Origin of the sequence: Neochlamydia sp. TUME1, assembly GCF_000813645.1 — a bacterium.
GTDB lineage: Bacteria > Chlamydiota > Chlamydiia > Chlamydiales > Parachlamydiaceae > Neochlamydia.
In genome coordinates, this window is the sequence record NZ_JRXI01000030.1 from 21,772 (window position 1) to 45,642 (window position 23,871).

15 protein-coding genes and 1 pseudogene are annotated in these 23,871 nt (G+C 36.5%); 3 read left to right on the top strand and 13 right to left on the bottom strand.

From position 1 onward, the window contains the following. Positions 1-230: 230 nt before the first annotated feature. The 12 genes from DB41_RS01355 to DB41_RS01410 all read right to left on the bottom strand — a co-directional run bounded on the left by DB41_RS01355 (position 231) and on the right by DB41_RS01410 (position 20,862). The gene (locus tag DB41_RS01355) at positions 231-3,740 is read right to left on the bottom strand and encodes a DEAD/DEAH box helicase (RefSeq protein WP_039383510.1); all 3,510 of its coding nucleotides are present in this window, start codon (positions 3,738-3,740) and stop codon (positions 231-233) included. An 85-nt stretch (positions 3,741-3,825) separates the two neighbouring features. Then, positions 3,826-4,443 carry a hypothetical protein gene (locus tag DB41_RS01360; protein ID WP_039383511.1) on the bottom strand — a complete coding sequence of 206 codons (618 nt, stop codon included), beginning with the start codon at positions 4,441-4,443 and terminating at the stop codon, positions 3,826-3,828. After that, a complete protein-coding gene (locus tag DB41_RS01365) occupies positions 4,444-5,073 on the bottom strand; it encodes a hypothetical protein (protein WP_039383513.1) in 630 nt (209 codons plus the stop codon). Beyond that, positions 5,074-5,715 (bottom strand): hypothetical protein, encoded by a 642-nt coding sequence (locus DB41_RS01370; protein WP_039383514.1) that lies wholly within the window; start codon positions 5,713-5,715, stop codon positions 5,074-5,076. After that, positions 5,716-6,345, bottom strand: a complete 630-nt coding sequence (locus DB41_RS01375; protein ID WP_039383516.1) for a hypothetical protein — start codon at positions 6,343-6,345, stop codon at positions 5,716-5,718. After that, positions 6,346-6,828, bottom strand: a complete 483-nt coding sequence (locus tag DB41_RS01380) for a hypothetical protein (protein ID WP_039383518.1) — start codon at positions 6,826-6,828, stop codon at positions 6,346-6,348. Positions 6,829-6,850: 22 nt separating this feature from the next. Then, the gene (locus DB41_RS01385) at positions 6,851-7,501 is read right to left on the bottom strand and encodes a hypothetical protein (protein ID WP_155117532.1); all 651 of its coding nucleotides are present in this window, start codon (positions 7,499-7,501) and stop codon (positions 6,851-6,853) included. 595 nt (positions 7,502-8,096) lie between these two features. Then, entirely contained in the window at positions 8,097-15,059 is a 6,963-nt protein-coding gene (locus tag DB41_RS01390; RefSeq protein WP_039383521.1) for an ankyrin repeat domain-containing protein, read from the bottom strand. Between the two features lie 30 nt (positions 15,060-15,089). Beyond that, a complete protein-coding gene (locus DB41_RS01395; RefSeq protein WP_039383523.1) occupies positions 15,090-15,728 on the bottom strand; it encodes a hypothetical protein in 639 nt (212 codons plus the stop codon). Between the two features lie 603 nt (positions 15,729-16,331). Continuing rightward, positions 16,332-17,729, bottom strand: a complete 1,398-nt coding sequence (locus DB41_RS01400; RefSeq protein ID WP_052243779.1) for a sodium:alanine symporter family protein — start codon at positions 17,727-17,729, stop codon at positions 16,332-16,334. Between the two features lie 16 nt (positions 17,730-17,745). Next, positions 17,746-19,137, bottom strand: a complete 1,392-nt coding sequence (locus DB41_RS01405; protein ID WP_042241957.1) for a sodium:alanine symporter family protein — start codon at positions 19,135-19,137, stop codon at positions 17,746-17,748. 171 nt (positions 19,138-19,308) lie between these two features. After that, positions 19,309-20,862, bottom strand: a complete 1,554-nt coding sequence (locus DB41_RS01410) for a hypothetical protein (protein ID WP_039383525.1) — start codon at positions 20,860-20,862, stop codon at positions 19,309-19,311. Between the two features lie 190 nt (positions 20,863-21,052). Here DB41_RS01410 and DB41_RS01415 point away from each other — a divergent pair, with 190 nt between their 5' ends. Together DB41_RS01415 and DB41_RS01420 are read left to right on the top strand one after the other, a co-directional pair. Further along, positions 21,053-22,132 (top strand): 3-deoxy-7-phosphoheptulonate synthase, encoded by a 1,080-nt coding sequence (locus DB41_RS01415; protein WP_080502349.1) that lies wholly within the window; start codon positions 21,053-21,055, stop codon positions 22,130-22,132. A gap of 13 nt (positions 22,133-22,145) precedes the next feature. After that, entirely contained in the window at positions 22,146-22,589 is a 444-nt protein-coding gene (locus DB41_RS01420; RefSeq protein ID WP_052243780.1) for a hypothetical protein, read from the top strand. A gap of 189 nt (positions 22,590-22,778) precedes the next feature. Here the strand turns inward: DB41_RS01420 and DB41_RS01425 are convergent, their stop codons facing one another. Beyond that, complete coding sequence (locus tag DB41_RS01425) at positions 22,779-23,138, bottom strand: hypothetical protein (protein ID WP_039383527.1); 360 nt, start codon at positions 23,136-23,138, stop codon at positions 22,779-22,781. A 118-nt stretch (positions 23,139-23,256) separates the two neighbouring features. On the opposite strand from DB41_RS01425, the pseudogene DB41_RS01430 reads away from it, so the two are divergent. Further along, positions 23,257-23,871, top strand: a pseudogene (locus DB41_RS01430) (IS5 family transposase); the annotation flags it as partial.

Sequence of the window (23,871 nt, forward strand, 5' to 3'; positions counted from 1 at the left end):
TTATTTTATTATTAGCAACTTAACAAATTTTTTTATCTCTTGTAAAAATTTTAACAAGTAATGGCAGGTTCGCTGGCCCCAGCTTAATTGCCCGTTAATCGAGTTGGTTTTTTAATCAAGAATATGAGAACTTCGGGCCGTATAGGATGCCTCCAGAACACCTTTACCCCCAGTTGCTTTATTACTTTTTTTATTCAGTAGAATTGAACAGACACTTATTAAATTACTTTTCAAGGGGCTATATTTTTTAAACTAACTTTGGCCATTTCGCGAATGTATTCGATAAAAAACGAACCTGAAGAATCCTGATATTTTTTCCATAAAGCCATATGATGTTCAAACAACTCTTTAATTTCCTCTTTTAACAAAGCAAGTTTGTGATTCCTAATGCGGAAAATCTGATTATTAAGAGCATTGAAAGCTTCTTCGTTTTTATCTTCTTTTTCTATCTTTATAAGCCAATCCACTTCCTCTTGAGCCCTAATCATCTCTTGGATCTTTAATTGACCCGACATCTCTGAAAACTTTTTATAAACTTTTACTGACCATGTATGAAGGATTTGAGCTTGGAGATGGGCCCCTATATGTTTAAGAAGGTTCTTCCACTGTCCTTGTTCTGCTTGACCTACTTGAAGCAGTTTTAATATATCTTTTACTATCAGCTGCTCGGTAGGGCTTAACGTATGAATATCGGGGGAATGATTTTTACTTATTTTTTGATTTTTTAGAGTATCAGTCCATTTTTCTAAAATCTGTTCATTATTACAAAGAGCATTAAATGAGTGGAGAAAAGTAAAAAATTCTTGTACTAAGGTATAGCAATAGCGTTCAATCTCAGCTTGAAAGATTTGCTGATGCTTTAGAAAATTTGCTTCTCTCATTCGTTGATAGTGAAGGCAATGCTCAATAAATTCATCCCGTTGGACTTCTATTTCCTGCATACACTTCAGCAAATGCGGTAGATTTTCCAAAGAAATGATGATTTCTGAAGACCCCTTTTGTCCTTGACGGCCTGCTCTTCCACGTGCTTGATATTCCACTCGGTCAGAGTTAGGGTAAAATGTTAATATCACATGCAGGCCTCCTCTCTCGAGGCTTTCGGGATCTAGTCTAATATCCGTGCCTCTGCCTGCATTATTAGTAGCAATGGTAAGGGCGCCTGGTAGGCCAGCCACGGCTAAAATATCCTCTTCTTTTTCAGCTTGTATTTCATTAAGCATCCGATGGGAAATGTTATTTTTGGCTAACATTTCTCCAAGCACTTCGGAGGCATGAATAGTAGGGCATAAGACTAAAAGAGGGCGTTTTGTTTGTTTAAATTGTTGAATTTTCTCAATAATGGTTTGCAGATGAAGTTCGTTGGTATTTACAGCAACTAGAGGAAAATCTTTCCTTAGCACTGGCTTTTGTGTAGGAACATCAAAGGTTTCTACCTGATAAATTTTTCTTAATGTTTCTCTTTCTATTTGTGATCCAAGCGTGCCAGTAAGCCCATACAAGCAATTATACATTTCGTAAAATGCAGGGTGGGATAAAGAAATAGGAGTTATGGTTTCCTTTGCCGGGGAAATAGAATGTTTAATTTCCACAAATTCATGTAGGCCATGGCTCCAACGAGAATGCTTGTGTATGCGCCCTGTATTAACTGCATCGACGATTAAAATCTTTTTTTTATCTTCGCCGCTTTTAGCATCAACCACATAATCTATATTTTCCTGCAAAACGAAAAGGGCTTTAAAAGCGGATTTGAGCCAATTTTTTAATTGCCTATTGGCTAATTGATGAACTTGAGAACTAAATTTTCCATTTGAATATTCTTTTAAAAATTCTTTAAGTTGTTGGAGGGATTCATCCTTAAAAAGACCTTTAGTATAGTTTGCTTTTACAAATGCAAATATGGGCTTGTATACCCAACTAAAATGTATTTCAGCAGCATGTCCTAATCGTGCACTATTAGCTGCTGTATCGATCGTTAAATTATCTAGTTCATCAATGATTGCATAATTAAAACGTTTAAAAAGGTTAGGTTCGGAATGTTGAGGAAAGATTGGCTTAAAATAAAGCATTTCGCGCATCACAGCAAACTCAAAATCAGTGGCAGTTCCATATAGTATATTTGCTTTGAAGGAATTAGCTTCTGGCTCATTTTTGCAGATATGCGAGGAACTAATTGCAAAAATGTTAAAAAATTTGGCTGCTTGTAGCTGGTCACGCATGGCTAGGTTTTTTGAAGAAGAGATAACGTGAACGCTTTTATTCTGCATAGCTAATACAAAAGCAAGCAAGGTCACAATCAAGGACTTACCTTCGCCTGTCTTGACTTGAGCTATGCAACTTGTCTCATGCGCTAATAAACCTAGTACGGTCAGGGTTTGAATGCTATGAAGCTCTATTTGAAATTTTATCTTTAAAGCTAAGTGACCGATAGCCATAATCTTTAAAATATCGCTATAGTTTGGCTGAAGGTGAAGACGGATTTTATGTGCCAAACTAATTAATTCTTCCAACTGCAAATGTTTCCACTTGTGGCACAAACCTTGTATTAAGGAGAACTGCTTAGTAATAGTTTTTAAATGCACGTCAGGAAGGCAGAAGTGAACATGGCCATCATCTTTTTTAAATCTTTCAAGCACATTTTTTATATCTTTTTCTAGAATAGATGCATTCGTATGGGTAGTAGGTGCAAGCTGCTCTAGCTTTTCTAAGAACTGATCAGGGCTTAGCTGGCAGTTGGAGTAACAATCTAATAATTCAAAAGCATGTTCGGCTGTCTGTAGATCTTCCGCCAAAATATGCATAAGCTTGAGAATATGTATAATATGCTCTAGCCTAATGGAAAAGTGTACAAGCGTAGCCTCGTAAAAAATCTGCAGCGTTTCTTCTCCCCATTTTTTATAAATATGTTGGGCTTCTGCAAGTATCTCTTCTAGCTCTGCTAGGCAAAGCTCTTTTTCTCCCCAAGAATCTTTCCTGCGGGATGCAAGGATAGTAATTTTAATGAGAGCAACTTTAGAGCTCTCATTAAGCTTGGAATCCTTTTTTACCTTAGAAAAAAAGGATTTGTAGGTTTCTATCTCTACTTGATTTTTTTCTAAAGAAAAGTCTAGATAGCTAATAGCTGTTTGGATTAAATGAGGGAGGGAAAAGCTTTTTTCTAAAGCATTTAATAGATTTGCTGGAACTGTTTTAAGCAAGGGAGCCTGTGGAGGGTGCTCTTGCTTTTTAAATGGGGCTATTGAATTTATCTTTTCCAGATTGTTACGCTGGTTTTTCAATTTTAATCCAAGCTTTCTTATTGCTACCTCATAAGGAGGAAAGTGAGAGATCGAGGACAAAGGCGCAGTGGTTAATAAGGTAATTTGGTAAAAAGCCTCAATAGCTTCTAAAATTACAGGCAAGCTAAAATTCTCCTGCATGTCCACACATGTGCCCAGAGCTTGCTCCCCCTTCATTGCAAAAATCTTAGTAAGCTTTTTCAATATCTCCCTTATATTATTTTTACCCTCAGTTATAATTACATATAAAATTTTTTCTGTAATCTCTCGGCAGCTTTTACTGGATTGGTTAAGAATGTCTAAAGAAAGCTTTGCTATTTTAATATCCACTTTTAAAGTAGAGCTTAATAAATTATATTTTATATGTCTTTTTAATGGAGAGTTGCATTCTTGAAGGATTTCATGGTGGAGAGGGGTTAAGTAATAATTAAAATCATAATGAGGAAAGTTGACGGCTGGCAACATAGAAATCCTTAATTTTTTCTGCAAAAAAAAGAGAGTTTAGGGAGGTAAAGTAATAACTTTTTTATTTCTTTCTAATTTCCAATATTTATGTTAGTAATAGAGAAAAAGTATTTTCTGCGCCTTGTGAAGCTTTTTCTGCTTCTAGCACATACTTTTCAAATAGGGTGTAAACTTCTTTAAAGCTTGTAATGAAATCTATGCGTTGATCTAATTCATACTCCAGGTCAAGTTTTTCTACCCCTAAAATATTTAATTGGTCCACAGGATCATTAAGATCAAGATCAATAGCAAGCCTCGTTCTGGGAGAGCCTCTTTGATTTTTAATAAAAAGATGTTTGTATTTATGGTAATATTCTAAGCATTTAGCTTTAAGCTCAGGCCTTTCATTTATAAAGGTATCTAAAAGATAAGTTTTCTGCTTTAATTCTTCAATTTTGGGTTTAAGCTTTTCACATTCTATCCTTGCCTCGGTATCGATAGGATCTTCTTTTTCAAACCACCAAATTGAAAGATCATCCTTAAGATCCTTATAAAATTCTTGTAAATAATAAAAAATCTCAAGAGCAATTTTTTTTATGCGGGCGCCTAAATAAGAACATATTTTACAAATTCTAGCGAATACTTGAGAAGCATGCCCAGTTTTTTGTGAGCATGCTTTGATAGGAAGTATACAAGATGAAGTAACACTTAAAGTTATTGCCATTTAATCTTCCTTATTTTCCAAAGCTTGTGTTAATAGAAGAGGAAAAACGTTTCCTGCTCCTTTTGTAGCTTTTTCTGCTTCTAGCACATGCTTTTCAAATAGGGCGTGAACTTCTTTAAACCTTGTAATAAAATTTATGCGTTGGTTTAATTCAAATTCAAGGTCAAGTTTCTCTACTGCGAGAATATTTAACTGATCCACAGGATTATCAAGATCAAAATCAGTTCTCCCACATCCTCTAATATTCTTGATAAGAAGATGTTTATATTTGTGGTAATATTCTAGGCATTTATTCTTAAGCTCAGGTCTTTCATTTATAAAGGTATCTAGAAGATAAGTTTTCCGCTTTAATTCTTCGATCTTAGGTTTGAGTTTTTCACATTCTATCCTTGCCTCAGTATCGATAGGATCTTCTTTTTCAAACCACCAAATTGAAAGATCGTCTTTAAGATCCTTAAAAAATTCTTGAAAATAATAAAAAATTCCAAGAGCAATTTCTTTTATTCGGGCTAGCAAATAAGAACACCTTCTACGCATATCAGCGAATAGTTGAGAAGCATGCCCAGTTTTTTGTGGGCATGTTTTGATAGGAAGTATACAAGATGAAGTAACACTTGAAGTTATTGCCATTCAATCTTTCTTATTTTCCAAAGCTTGTGTTAATAGAAGAGGAAAAACATTTCCTGCACCTTTTGCAGCTTTTTCTGCTTCTAGCACATGCTTTTCAAACAAGGCGTGAACTTCTTTAAAGCTTGTAATGAAATCTATGCGTTGATCTAATTCATACTCAAGATCGATTTTTTCTACTTCTAGAATATTTAATTGATCCACAGGATTATTAAGGTCAAGATCAATAGCAAGCCTTGTTCTTGGAGAACCTCTTTGATTCTTGATGAAAAAATGTTTATATTTATGGTAATATTCTAAGCATTTATTTTTTAGCTCCGGCCTTTCGTTTATAAAGGTATCCAGGAGAAAGGTTTTCCGCTTTAATTCTTCAATCTCAGGTCTAAGCCTTTCACATTCTATCCTTGCCTCTGTATCGAGAGGATCTTCTTTTTCAAACCACCAAATTGAAAGATCGTCTTTAAGATCCTTAAAAAACTCTTGAAAATAATAAAAAATTCCAAGAGCAATTTCTTTTATTCGGGCTAGCAAATAAGAACACCTTTTACGCATATCAGCGAATAGTTGAGAAGCATGCGCAGTTTTTTGTGGGCATGTTTTGATAGGAAGTATAAAAGATGAAGTAACACTTGAAGTTATTGCCATTCAATCTTCCTTATTTTCCAAAGCTTGTGTTAATAGAAGAGGAAAAACATTTCCTGCACCTTTTGCAGCTTTTTCTGCTTCTAGCACATACTTTTCAAACAAGGCGTAAACTTCTTTAAAGCTTGTAATAAAATCTATACGTTGATCTAATTCATACTCCAGGTCAAGTTTTTCTACTGCAAGAATATTTAACTGATCCACAGGATTGTCAAGATCAAAATCAGTTCTCCCACACCCCCTAGTATTTTTAATAAAAAAATGTTTGTATTTATGGTAATATCCTAAGCATTTAGCTTTAAGCTCTGGTCTTTCGTTTATAAAGGTATCCAGAAGTAAAGTTTTTCGCTTTAATTCTTCAATTTCGGGCCTAAGTTTTTCACATTCTAACCTTGCTTCTGTATCGATAGGATCTTCTTTTTCAAACCACCAAATTGAAAGATCATCCTTAAGATCCTTATAAAATTCTTGTAAATAATAGAAAATCTCAAGAGCAATTTTTTTTATGCGGGCGCCTAAATAAGAACATATTTTACAAATTCTAGCGAATACTTGAGAAGCATGCCCAGTTTTTTGTGGGCATGCTTTGAAAGGAAGTATACAAAATGAAGTAGCACTTAAAGTTATTATCATTTAATCCTCCTCATTCTCCAAAACTTGTGTTAATAGAAGAGGAAAAGTATTTCCTGCGCCTTTTGCAGCTTTTTGTGCTTCTAGCACATGCTTTTCAAACAGGGCGTATACTTCTTTAAAGCTAGTAAGAAAATCTATGCGTTGATTTAACTCATATTCCAGGTCAAGCTTTTCTACTGCAAGAATATTTAACTGATCCACAGGATTGCCAAGATCAAAATCAGTTCTCCCACACCCTCTAATATTTTTAATAAAAAAATGCTTATATTTGTGGTAATATTTTAAACATTCATTTTTAAGCTCAGGCCTTTCATTTATGAAGGTATCTAGAAGATAAGTCTTCTGCTTTAATTCTTCAATTTCGGGTCTAAGCCTTTCACATTCTATCCTTGCCTCAGTGTCGATAGGATCTTCTTTTTCTACCCACAAATTTGAAAGGTAATTATTAAAATTATCAGATATATTTTGGAAAATGGCAAACATATAAATTCCTCTTTAAGTAGTTTTAGGAAAAAGTGAATTTATTTTTTAATTGCTGGAGAAAAATAGCTATATCTACGCCTTCTATAATAAAAGATTGTTGAGGAAACAATGTTTGGTTAACTAAAAAGTGCTGCTGTAGCGTTTTGAATAAATCAACTGAACATTCTTCATCTTTCTCCAATTCTTGAAGCTCTTTTAACACTCGTGCTGCGCTTAGTTCTAAATGTACTTGCATGTTCTCTAACCTATTTTTTTCAGCTAGGTCTATGGATTGAATCCACTTTAATCGATGTGTACTTCCTTCGCGTAAGACAAAAGTGTCCACTAGTTTTCGTGCAGAAAAGCTACTTCCTAACAACCCGCATGCAAACGTTATTGCTCCGGCGGGAACTGCTCCTATACCCCCTCCTGCTAAAGCTCCTCCCAGTGCTCCTGTGCCGCCTAAAACAGCTGCTCCTGCGACTGCTATTTTAACCCATGTCCATTGATGGCGGTTTCTTAATTTTTTTAAATTGTTTGCATCTAAAGCAGTAGCAAATTCGAGCGTTTTTATATAATTATTAATAGCATTTCTATAAATTCGGTCGAGCATTGAAATTTCTGGTGATAATTTTTTTGGATCTAAGCCTGCTAAGGCAGAAGGCAATAGAGAGTCTCCTTGAAGGATTGCCATAATATGCTCAAAGTTTATGGCTCTCTTTTCTTCGGCAGTCATCAAAACGGGATTTTTTTTCCAGTCCAATGTTGAATTTTTTTGACTAAAGTAAGCTTTTTTCCGTCATATTTTGCACGGATACGAGTGCAAGAGAAAGAAACGGTAAGAGACATAAAATTATTTCCTTATATAATGAGTTAAATTTTTTTATCCTATATATACGCTTAAGCACCATCTAAACAATGAATTATACTGGGTCAGAATCTGAAAATTTCTTCAGCCTTTATTTAAATTCACTTCGCCTGTTTTCCTTTCTTTTCTTATAAGAAACTGTTTTTCTTATTAATTATTTTATGTTTATATAAGCATAAAGAGAGGTAGCTAGGGTAATGTTGAGTAGGATGTTTTTTCTTAAATTATGTAGTGCTATTTCCTTTTACATATTTTAGCCTGATAGTCTTAATTTACTGGTTTCATCCCTCGTCTTTTAACAGCCAATTATCTTGTTGCTTTTGTTTTATTCCAAGTGGCCAGCGTGTTATATATTAGCCTAAAATTAAGCCTGGCAATTGTCCTTAAGTTCCCTCTTTTAATAGCCGGAGGGTTTTTTTAATTATATTAGAGGTCCTATTTTATGAAGGAATTTTTTGGCCTCATTATTTAATAAATTTAAAAGTTTTTCCTTTCCCTCAAAGTTTATTTTCTCTACCTGTTGAATAATATTTAAGGCCGAAATATCTGGATATAATGCATGAGCTCCTGCCTTAATGAGTAATTTGGCGATATCAAAATGTTGTTTTTGCACACAGGCATACCATAAAGGCGTACGGTAGTGTTTATCACAAATATCCACATCAATATTAACAGGTGATTGAGAGTGCAAAAGGCGGCGCACAGATTCTGTTTGTCCTTTTCTTACAGCTAAATGTAAAGCAGAACTGCCTTCGCTGTCTTGTTCGTTGATATATTGCGTACGAGATAAGAGAGGAATAGCTAGCGGGTAATTACTTCTTACGGCTCGATGTAAAAGTGTTTCATTTTTCTTCTTTTTTTTATCCAACTTTTGATATTTTTTGAAGACACAACGTAAAATATGGTTTTCTTGGGAAATCAAATCTATAGGACGTTTGCCTTCAACATTGCAAATTTCTTGATTCGCACCGCAGGTTAACAGTAAGCGGACAATCTCTACCTGACCTTTTTGAGCTGCACTATGTAAGGGAGTTAATCCGTTATCATCTTGGATGTCTAAGTTGGCATGATTTAAAATTAAAATTACAATATGGTTGAAGTTTCTAGCTGCGGTGGCTAAATGCATCAATGTTTTACCTTCGTGATTAGTTTCATCTAAATCCGGCCGTGCAAATCCAATCAACAGTCGAAAGTGTGTATAAGAGCTATTTTCTGCCGCTAATTCAAAAGCATTTTTGTTTAGAGGACCATTTGCCCATGGATCCGCACCATTCTGTAAGAGCCATGCTGTGCTTTGCAAGGCTCCTTGCATGCAAGCAATATGCAAGCCTGTATGATAGGGCTTTAATAAAGTATTAGGAGTGATACCATGCTGATAGAGATAAATGACGGCCTCAATATTATCCTGAGAAATTGCTATTCGAGCAGCTTGATTGAGGCTTTCAACATTTTTTGAGATACGATATTTATAGAATATCTCTAAGAGCGGCTTGGCAGCTTTGTTCATAGCGGCAAATGATAAAACATCTAAGCCGTGATCAGTTTTTGATTGAACTTGAACTTGCTGTTTTAGTAGCCATCTGGCAGTTTCTGCTTGGCCATTAAAGATGGCCAAATGAAGGGGAGTGGCTCCTTGAAAAAGGCTGTCATTATTAGGTAAATCATTTAAATTTTCTGATGTTTCTAATTCTACGGGGGTATCTAAAGAAACACCTAATTGTTTTAAGTTGGATAAAATATCTGTTTGGCCATGATAAGCTGCAAGATGGGCAGGTTCTAGGCTTGAGCGAGAGGTATTATTACATGCCTCTTGACGTGCCATCAATAGCTTGAGCACTCGCTTTGCTCCTGGAAGAGTAATAATGTTAATTTCCTTTTCATCTATAATATGAGGATTAGCCCCCTTGAGAAGGAGATGGCGAGCAATTTCCTCTCTTTCTAAGGCCAAAGAGATAGATAAAGGCGTTACCTTTTCTAATGTTCCTATTTGATTGGGGCGAGCTCCATATTTTAAGAGAGCATTAACGGCAAGGGATTTATTATGCTTGCATGCAAAAATTAGTGGTGTTATCCGCTCAAAGTCATAATGTTCAAGATTGGCTCCGAATTCAGCAAGTATACGAATGTTTTCTTTAGCAGTTGGAGTATTGTTCCGTATAGCATAAAAGAGGGGGGTACGCCCCTCATTATCTTTTCTATTTAAATCTTTCTTTTTAAGCTGTTGAATGAGTGTTTTTAACTCTACAAGATTGCAGTATTGCGCTGCTAAATGGAGAGGGGTGCTTCCTTTATGGTTTTTTACAGTTAATTCACTAGCAGGAATGCTCAAAAGAGAGAGATTGTTTTTGGCAAGCAGGTGGGCGACTGTATCTCCATTACTATCACTTACTTTATGTATAAGAACGGGATATTTTAATAATTCGCTTATAAGCAAGCGAACATTATCCTTTTTAAAAAATTGAAGAATAAAATGTAGATAAGTTCCCCAATAATTAGAAAAGTTATCGGGCGAGAAGATTATCTCCTTAGAATCAAACTGAGGGAAAATTTCTAGTAAACCATTGACATCATCATTATTCAACATTTGATAAAATTTACTAACCCTTAAATCTCTTTCGGCTGTCTTATTGTTTAAAATAGCAACTACACCTGGATGCTTGCAAGCAAGCTCTAGATTAGATTTACCAGATTTGTGGCCTTCATTCAGGAATCCCGCATTTAGAAGAAGCTGAACACTGTGAGGATTTCCCTGTGAACACGCTAGATGCAAAGCATTATAATCAGAATGAGTAGTTCTCTTATCTAGAAAGCCTGTATGTAAGATGGCTTCAAGAATTTCCTTATCTCCTCGGAATGCAGCTAACATTGTAGGAGTCCATCCATAGGGGTTAGCATAGTTAAAGGAGGCAAAATTCTTGCGTAAGAGAAAAAAAGCTTTCTTAGAATGATGAAGAATGGCCTCATATAAAGCATCGTCTAAAACAGCTTGTGAAGGCTTGGTAAGCATTAATAAATCAAAAATTCTTTCATCATCTTTTCGTGCAGCTTCACATAAATCCTCTCCACTTATAAGGATTTTGTGCTTGAGTAGGAATGTGACTAATTCTAAGCTATTGGATCGAATAGCATAAAATAAGGGAGAATGGTTCTTATCGTCTATTTTTGAAAGGTTGGCACCTTTTTCTACCAATAACTGTACTAATGCCTGTGAACCTGTTCGAGCAGCTAAATGAGAAGCACAGCAATTACGATCATCAAGAGGAATGTTGACTAAATCAATGGTTGTAAAGCTCTTCAACAGCAGTTCAATGCAAGCCTGCTGCCCTGATTTCATAGCTGCATAGAAAAGGTGTTTTTTTCCATAATGATTCTCTAAAGAAATATTGTTTTTCTTTACTATCTGAATAAGGAAATGCAATACACGCAAGCTTCCATTTTCTGCAGCAATATAAGCAAGTGTTTTACCATATTCTTTTTCTAACGGTTGCATGCTATCTTTTACCTTATAAATCAAACTTCTAAAAAGAAAGATACCATCAGCCTTTGCAAGATAATGTAACAGCTTCCATCCGTTAGGCCCCTCGATGGCTTCTAAATTTGCTCCCATAGGTTTGAAAATGAGTGAAATAATCTCATAATTTCCTGCCTGCGCGGCTACTAACGTATACTTATCTAGTTCCTCAGAAGATATATCTATTGAATTAAATATTTTTTTGATGCAGGCGTTATAGGTGCTTGCTAACAAGGGCCGTGGGTAGATGGAGGCATGTTTTTTGAAAAGTTCTTTGACAATAGACCAAGCTCCTAGGGAAGCAGCTATGCTGAAAGGTGTTTCATTTTCTATATTAACGCTATTTAAATCTTCTGTAAAATTGATTAAGAGCTGTGCTGCAGAAAGATTGCCATAACGGAGTGCAATATGTAAGGGAGTATCGCCACAGCAGCTTTTATATTGGCTAAATTTAGGAGTATTAAGTGCTACAAACTCTATAACTTCAGAGGATCCTTCTTGCGCGGCTGCTTCAATGGCAAGAGAAGAGGGTTGGGTGGCTTGAAAAAGTAATTTAAGGATAGGAAGGCAATTATTCCTTATAGCAATTTCTATAGCTGTAACGCCATCTTGGCGCTTAATAGATGGATCGGCTCCTTTTTCAAGTAAAATGCTTACCACTTCCACTAAATTATGCTCGCAAGCCATCATCAGGGGAGTTCCTCCTTCATCAGAGCAAATGTTTATGCAAGAATTGACGATAGATTTACTTTCCAATAGCCTGTGAATAATTGAAAGGTCTCCCTCATGTAAGGCGCAATGCAATTCTGTATATCCGCCAGAGAGAGTAGCTAAGACAGTTTTCCGTTTTAATAAATGATGTATGAACTCTAGCTGTTGATGTTGAATAGCGACAATTAAAGCAGTCGATCCATTATTGCTTGCTGCAGAGATCAAATTTGCATTCTTTTTTAATAATAACTCTAAGTGTTTTACATTTCCTGCCATAGCAGCATAGTGGATAGGTAAATAGCCGTGCACATCCTTTAACTCACAGGCTAGAGTTTGACTCAATAAAGTGTCTAAATAAAAAGGATTTCTAGCTAAAGCAGCAATATGGAGAAGTGTTCTTTTATATCTATCGATCATTTTATGCAAAGGCGGCTTTGTTGCCATTAATTTCATAAATTCATCTTTTTGGTCCGCCTGGATAGCTTTTTCAAGCTTTTGCCTTTGCTCTACCGCTTTCCAGTCGTTTCCTTTAGGGACTAGAAGATAGGATTCCATCCAACTGTAATCTTGAATCCATTCTAGGGGAGCATCTTCATGCATTAAACTAAAGGCAGCTCCTTGGAAATTTTCGCTTTTTATTTTAGTCCATGTTTCGGGAATTAATTTGTGTAATTTGCTCCAGTTATCGTGGACAATGGTATTGGCCAGGGGAGAACCTTGTATCTGCTCGGTGGCTAGCTCCATTCCGCAACCTCCTACCACTCTTTTGGACTTTTCTTTGATCTCTTTGCTAACCTGGGGTGAAGTATGAATTTGTTCATATTGAAGTTTATTAAGAGTAACAGAGTTATTGCTAATTTTACTTATATCAAAAATCAACTCAAAAAGTTTGGCATATAAAAGCGCTCTAGCCTTTGGCTCACTAAGTTTCAAGGAGTAATAATTGATTTTTAAATTTTTTAAAATTTCAACGTAGTCCGACAAAATTTGCTCAAAATAAAGAGAAGCTACTCGTTTATAAGTAGGTTGGAATAGATCATTTTGATTTAAATAAGTTTGAACCGACAAATTAGCATGTTGAAAAGCATTTTTTTTGACGATTTCTTGTAAGAGATCCAGGAGGGCTGTCTTTTGATCTAAAAAAAACTTTTTCTCTAAATTTTCTTCCTCTCTATGGAGTAGCATTAGCTCGCTAAGGCTTTTAAAGTAGCCTTTTAGCTTTCCTTCGTGGCTTTTCAAAAATTGACGCATGATTTCACGTTTATTAACTTCAAGCTTTTCTGTATGGTGTATGGAGATAGGAAGATAAGGAAATAAGGGAGGGCATCCGTGCACAAGAGATTGCTCACATGATGGTAAGATAGGAACTTTGCCATATTTTTTTAATGTGGAAAAATAACTAGAAAAAAAATTGATGATCCCAAGCATAGAAAAATAATGGCGACAAAGAGGCATCTTGACCATATGATTGTGAATTCTTTCTGACATGAGTTCATAAGCATTTTCCAAATCGGTATAGGCTGCAGGCATACATCCATATTTTCTCACATGCTTTGCGAGCGCTTCATTGTAGGCTGGAGAAGGTTCTATGGTATAGCGAACCTCAAAATCTGTATCTATTAAGAATAAGTTTTCTTCTTTACGATAACTATTTTGTTTGGCAATAATTCTAAATGAATTTTTGAATCCTTCTTGGCTTTCAAAAATTTTTTCGTATGGCTCATCTACAAAAAGAGCATCATGGATTTTATCCCATAATCTTTTACTTTTGATTAAATGAGTTAAGCCATTAACCGCAAAATAATTTTTATCTCCATCTTTTAAATAAGCTTTGCAGTATTCCTCAAAGCTTATTAGCTTTTCTAAAGCAGAGGCCGACTTTTTATTCCAGTCTGGATTTTTATACCATTCATCTACAAACTCTTCGGAATAAATGCCTCCATTTAGGTAACCCTTCATCATATAATCTAGCATGCTGATTACACGACCTACGAGAGTATTTTCATAAGCTGGATGAATGACGGGAAATAGATCAGCTGTTCCCTGTTTGAAATGCAAGCTGAAAAAAGGTATAGCATTATCTACATAAATCCCTACAGCTAGCTCTCGCAAAATGTGCTGAAGCTCTTCATTTGAAAAAGGAAATTCTCCATGAGGAAGTTGAGGTAAGCAGAAAAAGTGAGTGTTCTCAAATAAAGCATTTGGTGAATCGAATAAGCCTTCAATATATTCCATGCTGCAGGCTACTCCGCCAATCTCTCCTCCTGCACCCGCTTTAGCAGGAATAGGAGAATGGGGATGGGTAGAGTTATAAGAATTTGTCAGTCGCGTTTGTTGCAAGGTTTGATAGAATTGCTTATGGGCTGGAGTGGCTGCTTTAGTGGTAAATTTGTATGAATCATCTAAAATTCTACTTGTTTTAGCTAAAATACTTTCAAGCTCTTTTCTCTCATCGGCTGTAAGATCATCAAAACGCAAGCGTAATCTAATGTCTCTTATAATTTTCTTTGCCCCATTCTGCTGATCACTTACATCTTTTATATGGTCATAGGGTTTACCGTTTTTCGGGTTTAGGAGAGGTTTGCCTTCTCTGTTTAATAGTACTATGCCTTGTGCTTCTTTTCGATAAGCTGTATAGTGATAACGATTCAAAGCTCCCTTTTCAGTTAGACGTATTAAGCGTTCATTCAAATCTTTAATCACTTCCTGACAAGGCTTTTTATCATACTGGCTTTGAGCTACTTTTCCTTCTAGAATGTAATTATGCCTACCTGCGGCTTCCAGATGGGGCCAGATAGAGAGGCTTAAGGTGTTAACATCATAGGCGATATCCCATTTACGCAAGCTACAGCTTGTTAAACGAGCAATAAGCTTAGCCGGTGGCTCCTGAGAATTTAAAGAATTAATGATCTTTTTTTCAGGTACAATCACTAGCTGTCCTTCTCTCTCCAACACAGCTCCTATCATTTTATCATCCATTTTCCATAGCTGAATGATGCGACCCTCAATATCATGAAAGGGGAGTATAAGAGGAATTAATTTTTGCTTTAAAAAATGCACCTTATCGTAGTTGATTGGTTGAATACGTTTATTTGTAAATCCTTCTCGGCTAGATAGATTTAAAGGAGGATGTAAAGTAAATTGTGAAGGTGAGTTAACCATTTTTTATTCTTCCTTCGTTAGGAGAGGTAATTAGAATTTTTGCTGGAGCCTTTGGCGAGCTTTTTTTAGCACACTTAAATCTAAAAGCTCCATTTGACCGTTGAGGAGACAATTTTCTATATCATCAGTATCAGTAAGGTCCTGATACTTTTTTCCCGAAGCAATAGCTAAAGCATTAAAGGCACAGCTTCGTATAAATTCACGAGCATAAGTACTATGTTCATGAAAACTATTCAGTTTTTCAAGGTTTTCAAAAACATCTAACACAAGCTGAAGAAGCTCTGGATCATCATTCTCTTTAAGAAAATCTCCGGCGATGCTTAACGCCCATAAGCGTATATCATCATGGGGATCCCATTCTACACCTCTAATAAACATTTTAAGTTCTTTTAAATAGTCCTTAGTGTACTCCCAGTAAGTGCACAGAGCTTTTAAAGCTTGCATGCATACCCATGGTTCCGTTTGATAATAAAGAAATTTTTCCAGTAAAGGGCGGTGACGAGTTAATCCTAATCTGCCTACAATAAATATCCATGTATCTAAATCTTCATCTTCATCCGCCTCTTTATCTTGAAGTTTTTGTTCCACATAGGCAATTTCTTCAGGAGTCAGTTTACCCCATTTTGCTTCATGGGATAAATCGCTTGCTCTGCGCATTTTTTTTGACATGTCTTTGTTGATCCCCTAGTAAGCGTTATAGGATTAAAAATTGCCTAATTTTCATATAGGATAATACATTATATAAATTATGAATCTTATTATTTTAGGTAAAATAAAACAAGTGTTAATTTAACTAAGTTTATTTTTTTTCTCGGAAAGGATTTAAAAAGAGGGTTTATTTGGTAATAGAATAATTTGTAGTTCATTAAAGAAGATTATTGAAGCGGTTGGATTAGCGGAGAGCTAGTAATTAAAGTTCTAGCTTCTCTGGAATAGCTAAAAGCGAAGTAAGATAAGATGAATAACTTTTAAGCCAGAAATATTTAATTTGAGTGAATAAGAAGTTATAGGAAAGCTTAAGTTTATAATCTCAACAATACATTTAAATCTTTCCTAGCTAACTCTCTTAATTAAGTTCATAGTTTTTTAAAGCCCATGATTGCATAAAGAGCTGCTTAAAAAATTATAACTGATATGCCAAAGAGAAAATTAAAATGATTAGTGACCGGCTTTAAAAGGCAATTTCTTAATTTAAGCTTATTTTTTTACCCAATTATTCTGTTCAGATTATAGTTGCATTGATGAAAGGCAGTTTACCTTAAGAAAAAAGCTTTAAACCCTACCTTTCTGTTCATGGGAAAGCACTTTAAGAAATGAGCGGCTTTCAGCGATCACTACTTTTGACAAGGCACAGAGGCCAATTAAATTTGGAAAAGCCATTAAGCCATTGCATATATCAGAGATTTTCCAAACGACATCAAGCTCTAAGATGGCGCCAGGAATGACTACTAAGGTAAAAATAGCCCTATAAAAAGGGACGGATTTAGAGCCTAGTAGATATTCTACACATTTTTCTCCATAATAAGCCCATCCTAAGAGAGTGGTAAAAGCAAAGAGCACAAGGCCTAGAGTCACCACATAAGCTCCTCCTGAAAATGTTTGGTTAAAAGCTGCAACGGTCATCGAAGCTCCATTGAGGAGCTTGCCCTCTGCATCTAAACTACCAAAAACTTCGGTGACCCCTAGGACCAAGGCCGTGGCACTACACATTACAATGGTGGCTAAAAAGCAGCCTGTCATAGAAACTAAAGCTTGGCGTCCTGGTAAATCTGTTTTGGCGGCTGCGGCAGCAATCGACGCTGTTCCTAATCCTGCTTCGCTAGTCATGAGGCCACGGCTGACACCCACCTGAATAGCCATTAACATGGTCGAACCTGCAAATCCCCCAAAGGCGGCTTGCCCTGAAAAGGCATACTGGAAAATGTGTGATAAAGCGGCAGGTAAGCGATCATAATATTTACACAGTATCACGCCTGCTCCGCCAATATAAATGATGGCCATGAAAGGAACTAATAAACCAGCAACCTTACCAATCGATTTAATTCCTCCCAAGAGAGTAGCCCCTGTTAAAAGTGCTACAATGAAGCCAGTCACCCAGGGCTCGATGTGAAAGACATTTTTCATTACATCTGCCACAGAGTTGGCTTGAAGCATATTACCGCCTCCAAACGTTCCAATGGCTCCAAAAATTGCAAATAACACTGAAAGCCACTTCCATCCTAATCCATATTCAATGAAATACATGGGCCCCCCACACATTTCGCCTCGTCCATCCACCTTGCGATATTTAACAGCTAAAATGGCTTCAGCATATTTAATGGCCATACCTATCAGTGCGGTGACCCACATCCAGAAAAGTGCCCCTAAGCCGCCTATGGCAATAGCTGTGGCTACACCCGCAATATTTCCTATTCCTATGGTAGCTGCTAAAGCCGTCATTAAAGACTCAAAATGGCTAATATCACCTTGACCTGATACATCTTTTTGTCTGCCAAAAGCTATTTTTAAGGCATAGGGGAGGTAGCGAAATTGTAAGCCTTTTAAGGCTATTGTAAGATAGAGTCCAACTCCTACCAACAAGATCAATAGGGGCGCCCCCCATATCCAACTGTAAATATTATCTAAAGTATGCAGAAGCAAAGAGCTTAATTCTAAATGTGTGGTTGCCATTTCTATGAAGTCCTAGTTATTGCTTCGATTCAAAGGTTTTTTGTAAGGCTAATCTTTCTTTTTGAACTAAGGCTAAGAAACGTTCATTTTCTGCCACAACCACTGCCGATAAACCTATCAAGGAAATTAGATTAGGGATGACCATCAATCCATTGGTAATATCTGCTAAATACCAAGCGATTTCCATCTTGGTTACAGCACTTGGAATAATAATCAAGGTGAATAAAATGCGATAAACATTTACAGAATTAATGCCAAAAATGTATTCAAAGCATTTTTCTCCATAGTAGGCCCAAGCCAGTACGGTAGAAAAAGCAAATAAAATAAGGCCAATAGAAACGATATAACTGCCGCCAGGGATGGTGGATTCAAAGGCTGCAAATGCCATCGCAGCCCCATTTAAAACCTCTCCTGAATCGTTGATAGCTCCCTGCACCTGGGTAACTGCTAATACAAGGCCCGTTACTGTGCAAACAATCACTGTAGAAATTAAAGCACCTGTCATCGTAATCATGCCTTGACGCCCAGGGCTATCGGTTTTGGCAGCCGCCGCCGCTATAGATGAAATCCCTAAACCTGCTTCATTGGAAAATACGCTACGCGAGACCCCTGATTGTATAGCCATCATAAGAGTAGCTCCTACAAATCCACCGGTTGCCCCTTGCCCTGTAAAAGCAGTTTTGATGATGAGTCCAAAAGCATGGGGAATTTTATCAAAATGAAAAGTAATAACAATAAGCCCGCCGATAATATAAAATAGAGCCATAATAGGGACTAATACGCCGGCCACATGGCCAATACTTTTAACCCCTCCAATAATGACTAATCCTGTAATGCCGGCTAGTACAATTCCTGTCCAAAAAGGATCCACCGCTTTAAGATGTTGAATAGCTTCGGTAATAGCATTAACTTGTACTAGATTGCCAGTGGTGATTGCTGCTAAAGCTCCTAAAAGAGCAAACAGGAGAGCCATCCATTTCCAGCCTAAACCTTTCTCAATATACTGCATGGGGCCACCCATCATCTCGCCACGGTCATCTATTATCCGATATTTTACGGCTAATATAGATTCTGCATATTTAGTAGCCATTCCTACAAATGCTGTTATCCACATCCAAAAAATTGAACCTAAGCCACCGACAGCTAAACCTGTAGCTACTCCCACAATTGCTCCTGTTCCAATAGCGCCTGCTAAAGAGGTCATTAATGCTTCAAAAGGGCTAATATCCCCTTGAGAATTTTGGCGCGTGCGGGCAAATACTTGTTTGATTGCATAACCGAGATAACGAAACTGCACACCTTTCAAAATAATGGTCAAGTAAGCCCCGGTGCCGATAAGAAAAATAAGAAGAGGTGCACTCCAGATAGCGTTTTTAAAGTTATTCAGAAAAATATCCACATTTTCCATCAGGAAGTCCTTTGTTTGAGGAAGAAAAAGGATATCTTAAAAAAGCTTTTTATTAAAGTCTAAAGCGGTTAACAGCAGCTAAGCGATTAAACTAAAAATTATATTAAAGGCTTTTCATATGAGTTAATTTCTTTAAATTTTAAGGCCACTTTAGAAGAGTGGGCAAAGAAGTTAAAAAAGAAATTCCTTTCCTTGCTTTTGCTCATGCAGCAGGCGATGTTTTGAGCGCTGCTCTAAAGAGCCTTTCATATCTTTTTCCTTAAGTAAATGAGGAAGTGATAGGTTAAGGTCGGGGAGAATCTGCAAAATAATGAAACGAGCATCCTCAGCGAAAAATTTGAAGTATTCTCCCAAAGGGGTATTTTCGCTTTTTTGTGGGCATTTTCTTTCTTCTCTATCCATTCTACTGATAAGGGCATCGATCTGGATAAGAAGAGAATCTACAAATAAGCGGCATTCGTGGCTAGATAGATGACCGGCACTTTGTTGCTTAGCCAAAGAACGCAGTAGGCTTAGCTGTTTTGATAATAAGCCTATTTGGCACAAAAAAGGGGCATAAAAATTGTAATTCCAATCAGGACGATGAGCGGAAAACCATGTTTCTACCCACATAAAGGCAGGTATCTGGGTGTTCCACATCATTTGAGAAGCTGTCCATAGGTTACAGTGGTGAATCCCTTTTTTGGCGGGAAGTTGATTAGCTATGCATAAGACTCCTAAAAAACGTTCATTTTGGCAACGTAACATGTATTCATCAATTAAATCATCAACTAAAAGAGGCCATAAGCCCTCACTTTGAGGCACTTGCCCTACATTGAGGATAGGCATTAAAGGGGAGAAAGATTTCTCAATTTGATGACGGAGCTGATTCCAAAAAGGATGTGGGGATTGATTATTAAGCAAGCAATCTCCAGCAGTCACAGAATAAGCTAAAATAGTGTTCTGCCGTAAGTCGATAGCTAGACGTGACATCCAGATAGCACTTTGCTGAGCAGATTCTTCTTCATCTGCAGGCACATAGAAAATTAAAGTTTTAGATTTTTCTAAAATATTTTCCAATAAGTGTGCTTCTTCTAAGACTACTTCGGGTAGAGTATAAAAATCCACACCGGGGGCTTCTAAAAATTCAGGACGCTGCCATTGACTTTCCCAAAAAAGAAAATCATAATGGGCATTTTGAGAGGAGATTTGGCTAATGTAGCTTTTAACTTTATCGCTATAATCTGGGATTAAAGGTGAGCAAATAGTTTGGTGCTGAGCTTGAAAATGCGAAAGCTTTAGAACAACTTTTAATCCATAACTTTGCAAAGCTGCACAAAGGCTCGTAAGATTTATTTGATCACTCGATTGATCAACAATCATGGTATTATATCCTAATTCCAACACGGCTGTAGCAAATGCTTCTATTTTATGAGGCTCGCCTAAAAGAGCTTTAACAGAATCTTCTATCCATAAAGGGCGAATTTTAAATCGAGGTTTAATATGCCCTAAAAAATCGGCAAGATGGCCGCTGCGTATTCCAGTATGAATTTGTTGGAGAGCATAAATCGCGCCTAGATAACCTTGAGCTTTTATTGTTATCCTTCCTGCAGCATAATTAGCATTAAAGTTTTCCGAGTCACTACTTTCAATAGGGAGCCAATCAATTTCAGGGTAAGGCTTAAGGGCTTTAATAGAAGAATATTGTTTTCGCAGCTTTTCAAAGACTAACTTTAGTTTTTGCATTTTTAAGAAGTAGGGGGGTAATTCATTATAAAAAGTTTTAAATTTTTTTATTAGTAAATGTTTTAAAAAATATTATATAGCTTATAAAAAAGAAAAAGTCTGGGATCAGGCTTTGTATCCTAGTTGGTATTTAATCTTGCTTTTTGCTAACCTTCAGCTTTTCAATCTACCTTTAATTTAATAAGAGCTTATGCTTCATTATAAACCACTTCCGTCGCCGAGGGAGTTAAAAATATTATATCCTTTAGATGCTGAGGCCATCCTCTTTATAGAAAATGCACGAAAAGAAATTTCTAATATTTTGGAAGGGAAAGATCGAAGGCATCTGATTATTGTGGGACCTTGTTCTATTCATGATATGAAATCTATACGTGAATACGCTTTTAAATTAAAACTTTTAATGCATGAAGTTGCCGACCAATTTTTACTTGTCATGCGCACCTATTTTGAAAAACCTCGTACTGTTGTGGGCTGGAAAGGTTTTTTACATGATCCTGAACTTAACAATAGCAATAATATCGAACAGGGCCTTAAATTAACAAGGCAACTTTTAATAGATCTTGCCCGTTTAAAAATTCCCACGGCTGCAGAATTTCTTGAGCCTCATTCTTGTGCTTATCTTGATGATCTAATTGCATGGGGATGTATTGGAGCGCGCACTTCAGCTTCTCAGACACATCGCCAAATGGCTTCTGGCTTGCCTATGCCAGTAGCATTTAAAAATAGTGTAGAAGGAAATGTAGAAGTTGCTATTCATGGTATTATTTCTTCTGCTCAGCCCCACTCTTATATGGGAATAAATCAGGAGGGCCAAATCTCTGTTATGCATACACAAGGTAATTTTAAAGGGCATGTAGTTTTAAGGGGAAGTGATTCGGGTACAAATTTTGACTCTGCATCTCTTGCGCAGGTTGTAAAATCTTTGACAAAATTTAATTTACCTTTAAATTTTCTTATCGATTGCTCACATGGTAACTCTAAGCGTCTGCATGAGCAGCAATGCCAGGTGTTTCATTCAGTCATTGATCAAATTATCGAGGGCAATGCTTCCATCCGTGGTCTAATGTTAGAGAGCCATCTACATGCAGGTAATCAGCCGATGTTGAAAAACCCTCAGCTTCTACGCTATGCGGTTTCTCTTACAGATCCCTGTATAGGCTGGGAGACGACTGCCGCGCTTATTCGTGAGGCTTATAATAAAATGCGCTATGCGCTTCCTATGGAGAACAACTTTAATCAGACCTTGCATTCTGCAAGCTGTAATTTTTAAAGAAGCAGGTAATGTGAGAACCATTTGTTTAGTATTATTCTTATATGTTTTGGGGGGATGTTCTAAGAACGCTTATTTATCCGTCCAATCTTCCTATTTTACAAAAGAATCTTTAGCAAGCTATCGTGTAGGAACACCCGATCCTATGCTTGCCAATCCGCCCGTAGAACAACAACTGCTAATCTCCTGGTCTATTCCTTATCCCTATTTAAAGAGTGAGAATTTGCATTTAGATATCTATATTCAATTACGCAATAAAGAGCAGGTGAAATTAACTCTTCCTTTAAAAAAATCACATGGCTCATATCTATATGTTTTGGCGAATGAGCGTTACTTTAATACTAAAGGAATATTAACTTATAAAGTTGACTTAATAGCTGATGGCAGGGTGGTAGAAGAGTGGCGGCATCATTTATGGCATGAAATTATTCGAGTAGGAGAAGATGGATCAAACTAAGCAAGAGATATTGGTTATTAATAAGCTCGATTCCTTACTTATAGCTCCAGCCACTATCCGCCAAGATAGCGAAAATTAAGATATCTAATCATTAAGACTAATCAATTCAAATAAGGGCCCGATAAGTCCTGTAAAGGTAGCGATAATTCCTATCTTCTGACATAATTAAGATGCTAATTATTTGAAAATTCAATATCCATAAAAATTAGTATTTAAGTAATAATTTTGTAGCTCTTGCGTGGTCTCAAATTTGGGTTGCATAGCTGCATTTTTAGAAATATGTTTATCAAAAATTTCTTTAGTAAGGTAGACAAGCTTAAGCTGATGGGTATCTGAAATTGGAACGATGATTTCTGTAGGACAATAAGAAATCATTTCATCTCTAGTACTAGGGCTTGTCTTAAGTTTGCTCCAAAATCCATGGCCTGTGTCTTCCCACTCAATTACTTTTCCTTGATTCTTTATTTGTGGACGTATTGCCAAGGGATTGATGCCACCTTGTTCGCTTTCCAAAACATAATAAACAGCTGAGTAAGTTGGTACACTCATTTCCACATCTCCATATTAAAGCTATCATTTATGATAATAAAGTCATTAGACCTCTTTCGAAACTGGAATAAAATGTAAATTTTAGTATAATGGTGACTCAACATTTAAAGGAGGCACCATGAAATTTGATAAGATAGAGAAATTAGATGATGAACGATTTCGCAGATTGACAGGGGTAAAGCGTGGTACCTTTGATAAGATGGTGCAAATTTTACAGCAAGCCGATGCAGCTAAGAAGATTAAAGGCGGGCGTAAATATAAACTACGTTTAGAAGACATGCTGCTAATGACCTTGGAATATATACGAGAATATAGGACCTATTTTCATATTAGCCAAAGTTATGGAATTAGTGAAAGCTCAGCTTATAAAGCGGTGAAATGGATTGAAGATACGTTAATCAAGCATCCAGATTTTGCTTTACCGGGACGTAAAGAGCTTTTGAAAAACGATACGGAATATGAGGTTATTTTGGTTGATGCTACAGAAACGCCTATTGAGCGCCCTAAAAAAAACAAAAGCGCTATTATTCAGGGAAAAAGAAAAAACATACCCTAAAGACCCAAGTTGTAGTCGATAAGAAGAGTAAAAAAGTAATTTGTACCTCATTTGGCAACGGCAAAAAGCATGATTTTAGGCTATTCAAAGAATCCCAAGTTAAAATCAATCCACAAATAAGAGTGTTAACCGATTCAGGATATCAAGGATTAAAAAAGCTGCATGCCCAAACCCAGA